This is a genomic window from Brevundimonas sp. LM2, assembly GCF_002002865.1.
GTDB lineage: Bacteria > Pseudomonadota > Alphaproteobacteria > Caulobacterales > Caulobacteraceae > Brevundimonas.
In genome coordinates this window covers 447159-462875 of the sequence record NZ_CP019508.1, presented here as the reverse complement: position 1 = coordinate 462875, position 15717 = coordinate 447159, and the positions used below count along the sequence as shown (strand labels likewise).

Here is a 15717-nt window from a genome sequence, read left to right as displayed (position 1 = left end):
GAGCCGTTGATCTTCAAGAGGGCGGGCATAGACGTGAGCGCTGGAACACCCTGCTTCGCCAATCGCGTGCGCGGACATGACCCGCTTTCCACAGTTCCCCGCGATTCCATTGAGCGTCTTCTGGGCTCGACGGCGGTGCTTCTGAAGCGCGATCTCTTTCAGCCCCTGATGTCAGGGTATGATTTCATGCGCTTCTCGGCAATGAACGAACTGGTTGTCGAAGCCCATGACGCGACCTCTATCGCGCTCGGACGGCAAGGCCTTTTCCGGTATACGCGACATCTTATCGACGACGATGATTGCTATGCGGACGACGCCCTCGCCTACCTGACGAACATCAAGGTGCCGGCAGTCGAACGCCTGAGTTTTGTGGAACTGCTTCTCGCCTCCGCGCGACCCCGGTTCGGTCCTCGCTTGGCGGCGATCGAAGACAAGGTGGCAGGACTTCTTTCGGCCAACGCGTTGCCGATCATCTACCGAGACGGACAGTTCGAACCGTCCGACGGACCGGCCGTTGAACAGGCAGTGCACGACCCGTTCTGGGACCTCGTCAGTCACGCCCGGTGGGACAATGTCCGAACCGATATGAGGCAAGCGCTGTCGCTTCGTGACAATGGGGGACCCAACCCCGCACTTTACGCGGCTCGCGCACTTGAGAGCACACTCAAGATCGTCAGTTCTGGCAAGGGCTGGCTTACAGGACGAGAGCGTGGAGCCGCCAATGTCATCGACACGCTCGTCAGCTCCAAAAATGGGCGGTTTATAGAACCCTGGGAGGCCGAGATGCTGAAAAGGTTCTTCGCAGACGTCCGAAACCCGGACGCCCACGGAGCCGGCGCAGATCCCCAACCAAAGCTCACACCGATCCAGACATCCTGGGCGATCGAGTTCTGCATGATCTCAATTAAAAGCCTGCTTCGACGCGGGTGACGCCGGAGGGCAGGCATGCCTATGGCTGATGTTTGGCTCGGGCACCAAAACCAAACATCCGGCCCGACTTCCATGATGGCTGCCAGTGAAGGTTCAGCCTGGAGCCAGTGCGCCACCTGGTCCAACCTCCAGAACCCGGTTCCAACCGGCGGATCAAGGCGGTCGCGCTGTGGACGATCGTGCGCCACGTCAGATAGAATTGATCATCCGACTCGCTCTGATTTTCGAACTGAAGCTTGCAATGACCCTCCGCAACACCGCGCCAATCTGGGCGCCGGAACGGCTCTCCGCTCCGGCGCCCAGAAGCCGGACTTTCATTTTTTGCGTGACAAATGACGAATCGAGACTAGATTATCTCTCAACACGCCCGGTCTCCTCTGCGTCTCAGGACGTACGGGCCGGGTTTCGTGTTTCTGGGGTGCGCTGATGCCGACGCCCTATACCAAACCCCATATGGCTGTCCCTGACCAGATCGCCCTGCTTCGCGGACGCGGGCTGGAGATTACAGATGTGGACCGGGCTGAAGCCGCCCTGACCAGGATCGGGTATTATCGGCTCTCTGAATACTGGCGTCCGATGCGGGAGACCGAGCTGGTCGAGGCCGGCAAGGCGCCCGTCGTGCGCGAGACCTTCGGCGCCGACGCCCGTTTCGCTGATGTCGTCGATCTCTACGTTTTCGACAAACGCCTCAGGATGTTGATCCTGGACGCCATCGAGCGGGTCGAGATCGCCGCCCGGGTCTGGTGCGCCCACACTCTCGGGGCTCGTGACCCCTATATCCACAGGGACTGGCGCGCCCTCGATCCGGAATTCGTCGGCAAGGATCATGCCGCCTGGCTGGCGCGGATCGATGCGGCGGCGTCCCGGTCCCGCGAAGACTTCGTCGCCAACTTCCTCAAGGAATATGCGCCGCCCCTGCCTCTCTGGGTCAGTATCGAATGCTGGGACTTCGGCATGCTGTCCTATTTCGTGTCGGGCCTCAGCACGCCGGACAAGACGGCGATGGCCGCCCACTATGGCGTGCCCCGTCGCGAACAGCTGGTAAGCTGGATGCGGGCCATCAACCACGTCCGCAACATCTGCGCCCATCACGCCCGGCTCTGGAACCGGGTTCTGGTCGACCGGCCCAAGCCGCCCCGCGAGGCCGAAGAGCCGCTTCTCGATCACCTGGCCCTTTACCAACAGGCCCACAATCGACTGTACGCCGTGGCGGCGCCGCTGCAGTTCCTCCTGCGCACGGTGCATCCCGGATCCAGCTGGTCCGCGCGCCTCAAGGACCATTTTCAGACGTTTCCCGGATCGCCTCATCTCAAACTGGCCGCGACAGGGTTTCCAAGGGACTGGGAGGCTTTGCCGCTATGGAACTGAGCGCGCCAAACCGTCACCTTCCGGCGCCGGCATGACCCCGCGTGCGCCGCTCGGCCGGATCTTCTCGCCGCGCGAGCCCAAAGCTGCGGAACGCATCATCGCCTGGCTGGGCGATATGGCGGGCGCGGTCGTGCAGACGGTGGACGACGACCAGAACGGCTGGGATTGTCTGGTGGAGTTTCCTCCCATCGACGCTGGCGATATGCCGCCGGACCTCGCGCCGCCGGGCCTGTCGTTGTTCATCCAGGTCAAGTCGTCGAAGACGGCGAAGCGAAGCGTCCGGATCAGTCTGTCGAACGCGCTGAAATATGCGCGTCACGCTCTGCCCTATTTCATCGTTCTGGTGACGACCGAACGTGGGCCGGACACGCCGACCATCTATGTCAAACACGTTTGGCCGCCGCTCATCGAGGAGATGCTGAAGGCGGTCCGAAAAGCCCATATCGACGGAAGGCCGCTTCACAAGGCGGGCATAACGATCCGGTTCGAATCGTCCGAACGCCATGATCTGGATGCGATGCGCCACATCGCCACGGTGCTCGACGGTCTGGGCCCCGACTACGCCACCCGCAAGGAGGCGCTGGTCGCCGCCACCGGCTACGACGAGGGTTACGCCCGCGGAACCATCACCTTCGACGAAATGGACACGCCCCGGTTCGTCGACATGATGCTGGGCCTGGAGCCGGCGCTGGACGTCAAACGGATCACGCTTCACGCGATGCGGTTCGGTCTGCTGGACCCGATCCCGGAACTCGATGGCGAAGGCCAGATCACCATCGAGCCGAGGCCATCAAGCGACTGCAAGGTGACGTTCCGGGACCCCGTCAGCGGCAAGGAGGTCACGTTCGACGGCGAGCTCTTCGCCCCCGGCATCCCCAATCTGCCGAGAGAATACTGGAAGCTGAGGGTCAAGACCGATCTGACGGACCTGGCGTTCGTTCCGGGCCAGCTCTCGAGCCTGACGGCGACCCTGGACATGGACGAGGCTCTGCCTCTGGACCGGCTGTATAGGATCGTCGCCTTCCGCAGTTGGTCAACGGGCGGCCGGTTGGAGATGCAAATCTGGGCGCGCGACCGGCTGTTGACCACCACGGACATCGCGATGAATTCCGATGAGGACGGTTCCTACTGGCGTCGGATGGAACGGGTTCTTGAAGCGCTCCTGGCGCTATCACCTGCGGAAAAAAGGCCGCAATCCCTGCGATTCTCGCTACGGCAGCTGTTCGAACAGCTCTCCATGCTCGAAGAATTCCGAGAGGTTCTAGAGGGCGAAACGCTTTCGCTTGACGGCGATCTGACCGCGCCGGCGGAAGTTCCGCCAGGTGAAATGCGCCTCTCCCTACCTTGCTGGCTGGAGTTCGAGGGCTTCCTGTTCTTCGCGATCAACTCACGCCCCGTCCGATCCATGACACCGGAAGGCGCAAAGACCAAAATCATCACCGGCCCGCCCAAACGGTCCATAGGCGCGATTCTCAAGGGATCGCAGGCTGACCACCAATCCTACATCGACGCCGAAACACGGCGGGCTCACGGCGTCTGACTGCAACGATGCGAACCTACTATCATGTCGATCGCGGGCGCTCGCTCAGGGCGGGCCTCGCCTTACCGCTGAAGGACGGATTGTCGGTCTTCGGTCAGGCCTATTGGTTCAAGATCACCGCCAATCCACCCAGGCTGGACGACGATGCGACCCGCCGGGAACATAGCCTGGAAACTCTGCGCAGAGAGCGGTTCGGGAACCTCCCTGGCTCGCGCATGACCGCCCTGTTCGCTGCGGCGACCCTGGAGGAGGCGCTGTTGTTCGCCGAACGGATTGAGCCGAGGCCGATGGTGCCGGTCCCGATCTTCGAGGTGACGTCATCGCGCGCGGAAAGCCGCGACAGTCTCTGGCTCGACTTCGTCGCGCCGCCCGATCGCACGGAGGCCTATCACGAGGCCTATTGGCGCGGCGAGACGACCAATCATCGGCCGGCAGTCGGTCCCCGTCGAGACCCGCATTTCGAAGTCGTTCTCCAACTCCCGGTGCAGGTCGGCGCGCAGGTGGCGAGCTGGCTTCCATGATGGCGGACGGGTCTTGTCGACGAAGACTCACAAGAGCGCCGACGTCCGCTATAAGAAACGAGCATGGCTAAATACGATCCGCTCCGGGACTATCTCCGAAAGCAAAAGTCCGAAGAACTCGAGCTCTCCTTCGTCGAGATGGAGCGAAAGATCGGCTATATGCTGCCCAAGAGTGCGGGCCAGCCGCAGTGGTGGGCGAACACGACCGACCCGGCCACGACCCACGTTCAGCGCAAGGCCTGGGGCGACGCCGGCTTCGACGCCTTCCTGATCGCCGGCGCCGACCGCGTCCGTTTCAAGCGAATCCAATCGACCCGGTCCGCCCCCTAGCCCCCGAAGTCGAACGCAGCCTGGTTCTCCGGAACACCAGATTTCCGTTTCCGACGACTCCTGACGGGCTGGTCCGAGCCGGTCGCAGCCTGAGCCGCCGCCGATCTAGGCGGGTCTTCCAGAATTCTCCTGACTGGCGGTTTAACCGGCTCCGCCGCCACTATGGCCCGGGGCTCCGGCAAACGCTTCGGTGTCCTCGCCCGTCGCCACGCCAGCAGCTCGCTCTGCCACCAGCCTACCCGGTTTTGCGAGACCTGGACGCAGGCCGGGAAATCTCCGGTCTTCTGCATGCGCCAGACCGTCGTCCGGCTCAGACCGCAGATCACCTTCACCTGCGACCACGGCAGGATGCGGTCCTCCAGCTCGTCGAAGGGAGGAACGGTCACCCGATCCATGACACCGCCTCGTCCGCCCGGCGTTCCAGAACCTCGGCCAGCAAGCGGGCGTCTCGCGCCGCATCGACCGGATCACGGATTTCCCAGGTGCGAAGAACGTCCTTCAGGGCGAAGCTGACCGCCGGGTCGATCAGCAGGTCCGCCACGGTGGGCGCCCACTCGGTCCTGAACCCTTCCAGACAGGCCTCACCCATGACGCCGGCCCCTGGCCGCCGGAGGCGCAGAAGCACGCAGAGCACTGACCTGTTCCAAGGCCCAGGCGCGAAGCACGCCACGCGGGTAAAAGGGCCTGTGCCGCACGTGGAGACAGGGAGGGCCATTGCCGCCGGTCGACCATAGCCGCGCGAGGGTCTCGGGCTTCATGCGGATGCCGAACTGGATCAGAAAGGCGGACGCTTCCTTGCGGGTCAGCAAATCCTCATCGGTCGCCCCGGCGGACGGAACGACCGGTTCCGTCGCCGGGATCATCGGCCGGCCTCCGGCGCCCTGCACTCTCGGGAATTGCGGGCGCCCCGCCCCGCTGACAGCGCGAGGTAGCAGTCAACGGCCGCGGCGACGTAGGCCTGCGTCTCTGCGATATTCGGTATGCGGCCGAGCCTGGCGACCCGATCGGGTCCCGAATTATACGCCGCGAACGCAAGTCGAACGTCCCCGAAACGGAGCAGCTGCCGGGCCAGATAGTCCGCTCCGCCGTTGAGGTTCTCGATCGGATCGAACCGGTCTCTGACCGCGAGATCCGCCGCCGTTCCCGGCATCAACTGCGTCAGGCCGCCGGCCCCGACCGGAGACACGGCATCGACCCGATATGCGGATTCCACGATCACCAGGGCATGAAGCATCTTGGGGTCGATCCCGTGGCGCTCGGCGGCGACGGCGATCGCGTCCATGAACGGCTGTGAAAGGGGCGGAAGTCGGGGCGTGAGGTCATAGACGCCGGCCACGTCCGACACAGGCTGCGCGGCGGGACGGCCGAACAGATCGCCGCCGGCGTTGCGCCAGTCGACCGTTTGACCGGATGCGTTGCCCGCTGCAAGCGCCAGGGCCAGGGCGGCCAAAAAGGATCTCACCATGTCAGGGTCTCCCGAAACACCCCCTCCAAGTCTCGGGTCCGGACGGGGCCAAAATAGCGACTGTCGAAACTTCCCGGCGTGTCGCCGAGCAGGAAGAGCTCGTCCGGCGCGAGCCGACGGCAGCCGGTCCAGCCGGGCAGAGCCGCGCCGCGCCGATCACGATCCAGAACGTGAGCCACGCGGCCAGGCATTCGAACCGCAGTTCCCTGCCGGCAGACGGGATCGCCGCCGACGGCCGCGACCCGTTTGATCAAAAGGACCTCGTCCGGCATGCCGAGCGCGCCCAGATAGCGCCGGGCGATCGGGGGTTGGGGCAGAGCGACCATCGCGCCCCTCTCCGGCGCGCCGCGCGGATGTCGCAGATACAGGCCACGCGGGACGCTGGGGCTCTCGTTGACCAAAGCCAGGGCTGGCGTCTGGTCGGCGATCAGGGCGCCCAGGGTGAGGAAGAAGACGGTGACGCCGAGCACGGCCCAGCGGTTTCCAGTATCGAGAGGGGTCCAGGTCATGGCCGGTACGGCTCCAGGATCAGGTCGCGGGTGATCATCACGCGGACCGCAGCGCCGGCGCGCAGACGGATCGACGGCCGGACGTCCAGCTCCCGGTCCACGAGCCGCCCCCCGACTTGGGAGCCCTCGATGGCGGCGGCGTCACCGGCGTCGCCGAGCAGGCCGCCTGAACCCTCGCCATCGCCGTCGCGTGCGACCTGACCGAGGGTGGTGATCGCGCCGGCGAACAGGGTCCCGACCAGCAAGGGGAATAGCCGCCGATCGACCTGGCCCCGAACCCCGACCGCGCCTTGCGCGTCTACGCCGGGCTCGCCGGTGAGGACGAGACTTTTGCCGTTGGGCAGGATCAGCCGGTCCCAGGTCAGAAAGGCGCGTCGGTCGCCGTAGGCGCTCTCGCCCTCATGACGGCCGATGAGCCGGGTCCCCTGGGGCAGGACGAGATGGCGGCCGCTGACGGTGTCATAGACGTTCTGCGAGACCGTCGCGACGACCGGCCCGGCGCGCGCGGTGTCCACCCCGGTCAACAGGACCGCAGGAATGATCGCGCCGGCCTTCAGCTCATAGGGTGACAGCGGCGCCGTGAGGGTGTGGCCATTATAGGTGGCGCCGACGTCCGCAGCGTCCGCACGAGCGCCGGCCGTCGCTGGACCCGTCCCGGCACGCGGGGCAGGACCGGCCCCGGTCGACGCCCCCTCGAAGAACAAGCCCGATCGCGCCGCCTGGTCGCCCGGACTGGGCCCGGCCGCCCGGGTCGTCCGCGATGGCGCATAACCGGCGCTATACCGGCCCGGCGCGGGCGCCGGCGGCGGAACACCAGGCTCAGCCGTCTCGGGCTCGGTCCCAACGCGGGGCTCGGGCAGCCGGTCATAGGTTGCGGGCTGGTCGGTGACCGCTTCGGAGGGCCGAACGGAGCCCCGGGCCTGGTCTTGCCGGCCTTCGACGGCGCGGAGCCGGGCGCTGTCGCGCAGTTCCGGCTGGACGATGAAGGCCCAGGCCAGGGAGCCGGAGACGAGGATCACGCCGCCGATCACGATCGTCTGAACGACAGACTTGCGCAGCCGGGTGACCGGCGGACGCGGAGCCCGCATCGACAGGCCAGGCGGCGGCGCCTTGGCCTTGCTGGTGATGTCGGGTCTGACCTCAGGGCCGACGCCGGACGCTGCCGAGGAAGCGACGTCGTCGGGGTCGTGAGGGATGTCCTGGTCCGGGGTCATCGGGCGGCTCCCTGGAGGCGGCGAATGCGGACGATCTGGGGGCGTCGATCGCCGAGCCTGAGTTCGGCGCGGTCGAAGACGCGATCGACGATGAACAGACCTCCGGCCTGGCGGTAGTTGACCATCTGGGTCTCGCCGTCGTCGGCGATCACGAAGAGGGCCGGGGACTCGTCGATCTGGAGATCGGGGTCGAAGGCGATGAAGGTGCGCTGCCCGTCGTTGAAGACCGAGGCCGGCGTCCACCGTGCACGGCGCCCTTGCGGCTCTATCCGGTAGCGGGCGTCGATCGGCCCCTCCGGCATCGCCACCGGGTCCGACACGCGGATATCCGCCGCCTCGACGATCGGCGCCATGGCCGGGGGATCCATCGCCCCGGTGTCCCAGGCGACCGCCGCGTTGAAGCCTGAGGCGTCACCGCTTTTCAGGTCGATGAAATAGACCCGTCGGTTGGTGGTCAGGACCAGGTTGGTTTCCAACCCGCGTTGCAGCGGCTTGAGCAGGACATGGGTTCGCTGACCTGCCCCGTCGCCGGAGGTGGTCTCGCCGATCTGCCAGCGGACGGTGTCGCCGGCCGCCTTGGAGACGAGGGTTTCGCCAGCGCCCAGGGTCAGGGTGGTGACCCGCAGAGGCGCTGTCCAGACCTCGAACACCCGACCCGGAGACCAGGCGAACACCTGGACCCCGCCGACGAAGGCGTCCGAACGGGACGGGGCCCGGGCGTCCAGATTGGCGGCGACGATGGCGCGGCGGCCGGTCATCCCCGTCGCTGGCGCCACGGCCGTCGGCTGCGCCTCATAGGGCGTGCCGACGGGAACGGCGGGCGCCGGGGTCGCATCGGGAACCAGCGCATCATCGACCTGCACCGTCGATTGCGGCAGGGCTTCGGCTTCGGCGATGACGGCAGCCTCGGCCGTGACGACAGGCAGCGGCGCAACCGTCGGCGGCATGGTCGTTCGGCCGAATACGGCGCAGCCGGACAGGCTGAGGCCCAGGCCGGCCAGGATCAGGAAGCGTCGGGGGTCCATGATACGTCCTCGATTTTCAGTCCAAGGGGGTTCTTCATCAGCTCGGCCTCGGTGCGGGGCGGCTGGGTCGTTGTGGTGATCAGGGCGCGCCAGCGCTCGACGCCGGCCTGCTGGCCGTTGACGAAGCGAGTCTCGCGCCATTGCAGATCGTAGGTCCGCTCGGTGCGCCGCACGACGTTGAGCACCTCCACGTTGACAGCCTCGCGCCCGACCTCGGCGAACGGGTCGTGGGTCTGGGCCCAGGCGTTGAGGAAGCTCGCCGCCTTGGGGGTCATCAGGTCGTAGGCCCGAAGCCAGTTCTGCCGGATGACGATCGGGTCGATGGATTTGGAGCGGACGTCACGCACCCAGCCGGCCAGCGCGTGGCCGATCTGGGCCTCGGTCGGTTCGTAGCGGCCGCCGATCGCCGTGATCCTCTGGGTCTGTCCGAGATCGGAGACCTCGACCACGAAGGGTTTGACGACGGCCCTGTCGGCCTGGACCCACCAACCCGCGCCAAGGAAACCGGCGAGGACGAGATTGGCCACCGCGATACGGCGCCAGTTCCGGGCATGGGCCAGGGACAGCCCCATCCGGTCGTCCCAGATCTGGCCGGCGCGCTGATAGGGGGTCGTCTCGGGCGCGGAGGCCAGGGCGCGTTTGGGACGAAAGAAGGGGTGCATGGTCAGGACTCCTCGGTTCTCAGATTGGGAGACAGGACGCCGCTGGTCTCACCGGCAGGCATGAGGCCGCGCCCGGCGTTGGCGACGAAGAAGGCTTGAAGCGCCTGGGCGCGCGCCGGCGGCTTCAACCCGCCGGACGCGGGCGAACCTGCGGCCGCCCGATGGAAATCGGATTTGGCGGCCTCAGCCTCCGCCGCGAGCTTTTCGGCCGGTCGGCCTGGCCGCGCCCCGGCACCGGCGCCGTCGTTGGCCGCGCCGCCGGATCCCGACGCTTCTCCCGAAGGCGATCCCGACGTTTGGCGAGGCTGCCAGGCGACCGCAGGTTCGGAAACGCCGCTGGAGGGAAATGTCGGCGCGGCGGACATCGCCCCGCCCGACGGTCGGCGCGGACCCGACGGCGAGGGATTGTCATTGGAGGGTTTGGGCGGTGTGGATGGCGGAGGCGACATCGGCGGGGTCGGAGACCGGCCGCCGGCAGCGCCGGCCGCCGCCCGGGCCGGCCCCGCCATCTTCGCCGCGCCGCCTGCGACCGCCGTGCCCGCACCCGCGATCCCGGCTCCGGCCAGGGCGGCGCTGCCGCCGACGGCGATTCCGGCAGTGATCGCGGCGCCGGCTCCCAGGGCGGGTCCGCCCGTCACCAGGGCCGAGGCCAGATTGGGGATGAACATCGCCAGCATGGCCAGAAGGATCGCGGCGACGAGGATGCTCAACGCCTCGTAGATATCGGGATTGGCCGAGGGCTGGAGCTGGTCGAAGACGGTCCGGGCCCCGGAGATGACGATGGCCAGGGCCAGGACCTTGAGACCCGAGGACACGACGTATCCCAGGGGCCGTTCGGCCAGGAAGGCGGACTTGTTCCAGATCCCGAAGGGCAGAAGGATAAAGCCGCCCAGGGTGACGATCTTGAACTCCAGCAGGGCTACTATGATCTGCAGGGCCAACACGGCGAAGGCCAGCATGATGCCGATCATGGCCAGGCCCAGGATCAGGGCGTCGGCCATGTTGCCGACCACGTCGAGCGGATTGTCGACGGGCGCGGGGGTCTCGCCGAGCGCCTTCACGATTTCCCAACCCTGGGCCAGGATGGCTCCGGGATTGAGGAAGTCGGCCCGGCTGAGCGATCCGCCGCCGGCCGTCAGCCCCAGTTCGATGAACCCGGCGTAGATCGTCTCGGACAGCTGTTGCCAGTCGTTGATCAGCCAGGCGAAGGCCCCGATCAGCAGCACCTTTCCAAAGCCGGAGGCCAGGACTTCGCGATTGGACGACATCGCCCACTGGATACCGGTCAGGGCGACGACCAGGACGATCAGGAGCCCGAAGACGCCGTTGACCGCGCCCTGCAGGGCGTCGAATCCGGCCGATATGGTGTTGGAGAACACCATCATCAGCTCATTGGGGGTTTCCACTCCGACCGACATCGCTTGCGCTCCTCAGTCCCGCGCGTGCGACAGGGGATCGAAGGTCGGTGCGGCGGGCGTTCCGGCCGAGCCCGCCCAGCGGCGGCGACGGGCCTCGTCCCCCGAGGCCTGGGTTGCGGCGTCGCGCGCCGTCGCCTCGGCCAGAAGCCGGGACTGGGCCAGCATGATGGTGCGCAAAGCCGCCAGATCCTCGGCGAGGACAGCCAGCATCTGGTTCGACGACTGGATCGCGGCGGTCTGGCCTGAAGCGGCCTCGCTGGCCGAGAGGGCGCCCGTCAGCCGCTGATTGCGGCCCTGACCCAGACGTTCGAGCTCGGCCGCCGTGCGGGCCACATCCTCGGCCGTGCGCCGGGCGTTGGCGGTCCGGGCCTGCCCCTGTTCCAGAAGCCGCAGCATGTCTGAGCCGGACAGGTCATCGGGATAGAGGCTCTCGAACTGCTGCTCCAGGCCGCTGACCGAACTGGCGATCCCGCGCGCCGTGCGGGCCAGTTCGGCCATGTCGCGCAACGACTGGCTGTTGCCGGTCAGGTGGCTGTAAGGCGAGGCCGCAAGGCTCCTGGCCTCGTTGGCCAGGCTCTCCAGCTGACGCGCCGCCTGAAGCGCATTTTCGATGTGGTTGCGGGGGTCGAAGACGACCTGTTGTGCCGGCGCCGGGGTCGCGGTCGCCAGCAGGCTGACGGCCACGAGGCCCGCGGCCACGATCTGGACCGGCCTATTCGGCCGCGAGCGGTCGGGCGAAGGCGTCGAAAACGGCATCAACATTGTGCACTCCCTTGGCTGTGAGAAATTCCCGCGCGAATCCGGCCTCTCCGGAGGCGGCGAGGATGTCGTCGATGAGGGTCTGGTCTTCCGGCGCGCTGGCCCCGCATAGGGCGAGGGCCACGCCGGTCAGGCGCAGATCGAACAGGCGTCGGCCGCGCGGCTGGCGCCAGTAATAGGCCCGCTTGGGCGTGGCGAAGGCGATCAGCTCGAGCTGGCGCCGGTTCAGGCCGAACCCCTGATAGAGGCGGGCCGAAGACGGTTCGAGCGCGCGGGGGTTGGGCAGGAAGACCTGGGTCGGACAGCTCTCGATCAGACTGGTCGCGATCGGCGAGGCCGCCACGTCGTCCAGGCTTTGGGTGGCGAAGACGACCGCCACCCGCTTCTTGCGCAGGGTCTTGAGCCACTCCCTGATCTTGGCGGCAAAGGCGGTCTCGCCGAGGAAGAGCCAGGCCTCGTCGAGCACCAGCAGCATGGGTCGACCGTCAAAGCTGCGTTCGAGATGATGGAAGAGCGCCGAGAGAACCGGAGCTACGGCCGAGGGCGTGGCCATCAGGCTTTCCAGCTCGAAGGTGTCGAACCGGCTGGGAACGAGCGCCTCGCCCTCTCCGTCGAGCAGGGCGCCGTGCGGACCTTTGAGTGTCAGGGGCTCCAGCGCTGCGGCGACGGCCTTATCCTGCACCAGGGCGCAGAAGACCGTCAGCGTGCGCTGCGCCAAGGGGGCGTCGGCCAGGGCCGCGAGCGCTGCCCAGATCTCTTCACGGATCCTTGGTACAGGCTCCAGCCCCGCGAGCCGGACGGTCTCGGCGATCCATTCCGACGCCCAGGCCCGTTCGATCTCCTGGTCGATGCGCGCCAGAGGCTGCAGCGAGAACCGCGCGCCGGGCTCCAGCGCACGCCAGCAACCGCCGGCCGCCAGGGTCGCCGCCCGGGCCGAACGGCCCTTGTCGAAGAAGACGACCCGGGCGTCCGGGTAACGGAACCACTGCAGCGCCAGAAAGGACAGGAGCGCGCTCTTGCCCGAGCCCGTTGGCCCGACGACCATGGCATGGCCGACGTCGCCGACATGGAGCGCGAGACGGAAGGGGGTCGACCCTGTCGTCCGGGCCGTCGCCAATGGTGGGCCGTTTAGGTTCAGGTCCAGGGACGGGCCGGCCCAGACCGCCGACACCGGCAGCAGATCGGCCAAGTTCAGGGTCGAGACGAGCGGTCGGCGGACGTCGGCATAGGGCTCGCCCGGCAGGGAGCCAAGCCAGGCCTCCACGGCATTGAGGTCCTCGATCCGGGCCAGCAGCCCCTGAGCGTTCAACGCGGCCTCGATGGCCCTCGCCTTGGCGGCCGCGCCGGCCTCCGTCGCGTCGAGCACGGTCACCGTCAGGGTCAGATAGCCGAAGGCGCAGGCCTCGGCCCCCAAGGCGGCCAGGGCGCCGTCGCACTCCTCGGTCTTGGAAGCCGCGTCGGTATCGAGGAGCGGCACCTCCTCCTTGGTGATGGCTTCACGCAGGAGAACACCGACACCCTTGCGCTTGGCGAACCAGCGCTTCCTCAGCTTGACGATCTCGCGCTCGGCCTCAGGCTTGTCGAGCCCGATCCAGCGGGCCGTCCAGCGGTAGGGAAACGGCAGGGCGCCGAGCGCATCGAGCAAGCCGGGCCGGGTGACCGATGGCAGGCCGCGCACCGACACAACCTTGAGCCAGCGGTCGCCGAGGCGTGGGGCGATCCCGCCGGAAAGGTCGGCGTCCGCCAGCCAGGCGTCCAGATACATCGGTGAATCCGGCGCGGCGACCGGGAAGGTCCTCGGCGACACGCAGTCGTGCAACCAGGTCAGCAGTTCGGTGTCGTCGAGCGGATCGATCTCGGGCAGGGCGTCCGACAGGAGGTCGAGCGTGGTCGCCGCCTCACGGGTGAAGACCGCCACGGCCTGGCGCCAGTCCGCGCCGCCCTTGGCCAGGCCGTCGAACAGCCAGCGCTCCATTCTCCGCGTCTCGTCGGCCGGCGGCAGCCAAGTCAGGGCCAGGCGAAAATCCGTCTCGAAGGCGGGGTCGCCAGCCTCGAACCGGCTTCGGCGCTCTTCATCGAGAAGCCAGGCGACATCCAGGTCGAACGCGCTCTCCGGATAGGGGGCGGCCTCACGGCGGCGCGCCTCCATATGCAGGCACCAGCCCGTCCCGAGACGCTTCAGCGCATTGTTCAGACGCGCCCGGACGGCCATCAACTCGTCCTCGGTCGAGGATTCCAGGTCCGGTCCCCGGAACCGGAAGCCCGTGGTGAAGGAGCCGTCCTTGTTGAGGATCACGCCCGGCGCGACCAGGGCGGCCCAGGGCAGATGGTCGGCCAGGGCCGCCGGGCGTCTGCGATGTTCTTCGAGAAAGCGCATCGGCCCCTCACGCGTCCATGTGGCCAGGCAGGGCGAGGTGGCGCCGAAGCACATCGAAGAACCGGCGGTCCGCTCTGGCCGCCCACAAGCCGATCGCGTGGGCGACGGCCCACCACAGAAGGCCGAGCCACCAGATCCGCAGAGCCAGGCCGAGCACCACCGCGATCGTCCCCATGGCGATGGCGTAGTCCCGAGGCATCCCGGCCATGAGGATCGGCTCGGTCAGGGCCTGGGCGACCGGAAGATCCCAGCCCTCCGGTCGGCCGTCTTGGAGGGAGCCGGCCATCATCCGATCTCCGCCCCGCCGGCGAAGCCGAAGAAGTCGAGGAAGAAGGTCGAGGCCGCGAAGGCGATGCAGAGGCCGAACATGATGCCGAGACCGCGCCGCATCGAGGATCCGTTCTCGCTCATCGCGATCCCGGCGCCGAAAACGACCACCGCAACGACCGCTGCGGCCTGGACCACGGGCCCGGTGATGGACTGGACCACCTGCTGGAGCGGTCCCTCCCAGGGCATCCCCGACCCTCCGGCCAGGGCCGGCCCGGCCATCATCAGGCCGCACGTCATCATCGCGCCGAACAGGCGGCGCCCAAGTCTTCCACGCATGTCTTGCTTCCTGTGTTCAGCGCGTCTCAGCGCGATGCACTACATTGCAAGCAAATATATCCACAGGTTGTCAACTCTGTGGATCGATTATTTTACGCGACTTGCGGACGACTGACAGACAACTTGTCACAACTCAAAATACGACTTGCGATGACTTGCGGTCCGAAAGTCGCCCCGACTGCGGCGGCGACTTTCCACGACTTGCGTTTCGTGCCCGGCAGCGCTCGTTGCCGAACGACGCCGCCTCAATTCCAAGTGGAAGATTGGCCTCAGGCCAGGACACTGATCGCCTAGCCGTTGTCGCCCAAGGGCTCGACGCCGAGCACAGCCTGGACCTGCCGTCCGGTGACGGTCCGCCGGATGTGGACATCCAATCGATCCGTCGATGATCGTGCGGCGAGGCGTCCAGGAGAAAGTTTTGGCCGACTGCCTCCCCGAACGGCCCTTTCGAGGTGCGATGATGGGAGCGTGAATCAAGAGATTTGGGGCGCGCCTTGGGTCTGAAATGCGCCAGAAGCGGTCATTCACTGTCGGCCTCAAACACGACATTGAGGGTGGGTACGAGAGTCCTATCCGGCCGATTAGCTAAGACAGTTCCCGACCCTAAGCGGACATGCGCTGGCCGGTCGGCTCGACCGCATAGTCAGGACACTCGCCAGTGTTCAAGATGTTTGTAGACGATGACCTTGTTGGCCAGCACGGCGCCGTGGGTGGCGCAAAAGGCTTCCAACTGCTCACGGGCGCCGATCAGTTCGACGCACATGGTGAGCTCGGGGTTGGCGAGTTCATAGCCTTCCGCCTGAACTCGACCGTGATTGCTGTAACCATAATGCGTCTGATGGGCGATGGCATTCACGAGACCGGACGCCTTGGCCTGTTCGACGAGCTGACGATAAAGCGGCTTGGCGTGCCAAAACCGTTTGAGCGTACTCTCGACGGCTTTTTCACGGGGTTTCAGATAGATGCGGATCATGCCGATGTCCTGAACGGACA

Annotated in this window: 18 protein-coding genes; 5 read left to right on the top strand and 13 right to left on the bottom strand. The window is 66.8% G+C overall.

Going from position 1 to position 15717, the window contains the following annotated elements:
• The first annotated feature begins 6 nt into the window (after positions 1–6).
• The 5 genes from BZG35_RS02370 (at position 7) to BZG35_RS02350 (ending at position 4689) form a co-directional block, all read left to right on the top strand.
• Positions 7–930 (top strand): hypothetical protein, encoded by a 924-nt coding sequence (locus BZG35_RS02370; protein WP_150125902.1) that lies wholly within the window; start codon positions 7–9, stop codon positions 928–930.
• 426 nt (positions 931–1356) lie between these two features.
• On the top strand, positions 1357–2298 hold the full coding sequence (locus BZG35_RS02365; RefSeq protein ID WP_077354179.1) for an Abi family protein: 942 nt from the start codon (positions 1357–1359) through the stop codon (positions 2296–2298).
• Between the two features lie 31 nt (positions 2299–2329).
• Positions 2330–3838, top strand: coding sequence for a hypothetical protein (locus tag BZG35_RS02360; RefSeq protein ID WP_077354178.1), 1509 nt, complete (start codon positions 2330–2332; stop codon positions 3836–3838).
• Positions 3839–4053: 215 nt separating this feature from the next.
• Positions 4054–4359: a hypothetical protein gene (locus BZG35_RS17500; RefSeq protein ID WP_150125901.1), complete on the top strand. Its 306-nt coding sequence runs from the start codon at positions 4054–4056 to the stop codon at positions 4357–4359.
• Between the two features lie 63 nt (positions 4360–4422).
• Positions 4423–4689: a hypothetical protein gene (locus tag BZG35_RS02350; protein WP_077354176.1), complete on the top strand. Its 267-nt coding sequence runs from the start codon at positions 4423–4425 to the stop codon at positions 4687–4689.
• Here BZG35_RS02350 and BZG35_RS02345 read toward each other — a convergent pair.
• The 13 genes from BZG35_RS02345 to BZG35_RS02280 all read right to left on the bottom strand — a co-directional run bounded on the left by BZG35_RS02345 (position 4686) and on the right by BZG35_RS02280 (position 15697).
• Positions 4686–5084, bottom strand: a complete 399-nt coding sequence (locus BZG35_RS02345) for an AlpA family transcriptional regulator (RefSeq protein ID WP_077354175.1) — start codon at positions 5082–5084, stop codon at positions 4686–4688. The genes BZG35_RS02350 and BZG35_RS02345 overlap by 4 nt on opposite strands.
• Positions 5072–5314, bottom strand: coding sequence for a hypothetical protein (locus BZG35_RS02340; protein WP_216351876.1), 243 nt, complete (start codon positions 5312–5314; stop codon positions 5072–5074). The genes BZG35_RS02345 and BZG35_RS02340 overlap by 13 nt, the downstream gene beginning before the upstream one ends.
• 234 nt (positions 5315–5548) lie before the next feature.
• Positions 5549–6139 carry a lytic transglycosylase domain-containing protein gene (locus tag BZG35_RS02330; protein WP_253189245.1) on the bottom strand — a complete coding sequence of 197 codons (591 nt, stop codon included), beginning with the start codon at positions 6137–6139 and terminating at the stop codon, positions 5549–5551.
• Between the two features lie 8 nt (positions 6140–6147).
• On the bottom strand, positions 6148–6663 hold the full coding sequence (locus BZG35_RS02325) for a S26 family signal peptidase (RefSeq protein WP_077354171.1): 516 nt from the start codon (positions 6661–6663) through the stop codon (positions 6148–6150).
• On the bottom strand, positions 6660–7877 hold the full coding sequence (locus tag BZG35_RS02320; protein ID WP_077354170.1) for a TrbI/VirB10 family protein: 1218 nt from the start codon (positions 7875–7877) through the stop codon (positions 6660–6662). The genes BZG35_RS02325 and BZG35_RS02320 overlap by 4 nt, the downstream gene beginning before the upstream one ends.
• A complete protein-coding gene (locus tag BZG35_RS02315; protein ID WP_077354169.1) occupies positions 7874–8902 on the bottom strand; it encodes a TrbG/VirB9 family P-type conjugative transfer protein in 1029 nt (342 codons plus the stop codon). The genes BZG35_RS02320 and BZG35_RS02315 overlap by 4 nt, the downstream gene beginning before the upstream one ends.
• A complete protein-coding gene (gene trbF, locus BZG35_RS02310; protein ID WP_077354168.1) occupies positions 8881–9564 on the bottom strand; it encodes a conjugal transfer protein TrbF in 684 nt (227 codons plus the stop codon). The genes BZG35_RS02315 and trbF overlap by 22 nt, the downstream gene beginning before the upstream one ends.
• A 2-nt stretch (positions 9565–9566) precedes the next feature.
• Positions 9567–10982: a P-type conjugative transfer protein TrbL gene (gene trbL, locus BZG35_RS02305; protein ID WP_077354167.1), complete on the bottom strand. Its 1416-nt coding sequence runs from the start codon at positions 10980–10982 to the stop codon at positions 9567–9569.
• A 12-nt stretch (positions 10983–10994) separates the two neighbouring features.
• Positions 10995–11681 carry a conjugal transfer protein TrbJ gene (locus BZG35_RS02300; protein ID WP_253189244.1) on the bottom strand — a complete coding sequence of 229 codons (687 nt, stop codon included), beginning with the start codon at positions 11679–11681 and terminating at the stop codon, positions 10995–10997.
• Positions 11682–11694: 13 nt separating this feature from the next.
• Entirely contained in the window at positions 11695–14118 is a 2424-nt protein-coding gene (trbE, locus tag BZG35_RS02295) for a conjugal transfer protein TrbE (protein WP_077354166.1), read from the bottom strand.
• A 7-nt stretch (positions 14119–14125) separates the two neighbouring features.
• Positions 14126–14404: a VirB3 family type IV secretion system protein gene (locus tag BZG35_RS02290; protein ID WP_077354165.1), complete on the bottom strand. Its 279-nt coding sequence runs from the start codon at positions 14402–14404 to the stop codon at positions 14126–14128.
• Positions 14404–14724 (bottom strand): TrbC/VirB2 family protein, encoded by a 321-nt coding sequence (locus tag BZG35_RS02285; protein WP_164952685.1) that lies wholly within the window; start codon positions 14722–14724, stop codon positions 14404–14406. Before BZG35_RS02285 ends, BZG35_RS02290 begins: the two co-directional genes overlap by 1 nt.
• A gap of 643 nt (positions 14725–15367) precedes the next feature.
• Positions 15368–15697, bottom strand: a complete 330-nt coding sequence (locus tag BZG35_RS02280; protein ID WP_253189243.1) for a DUF190 domain-containing protein — start codon at positions 15695–15697, stop codon at positions 15368–15370.
• Positions 15698–15717 lie beyond the last annotated feature (20 nt).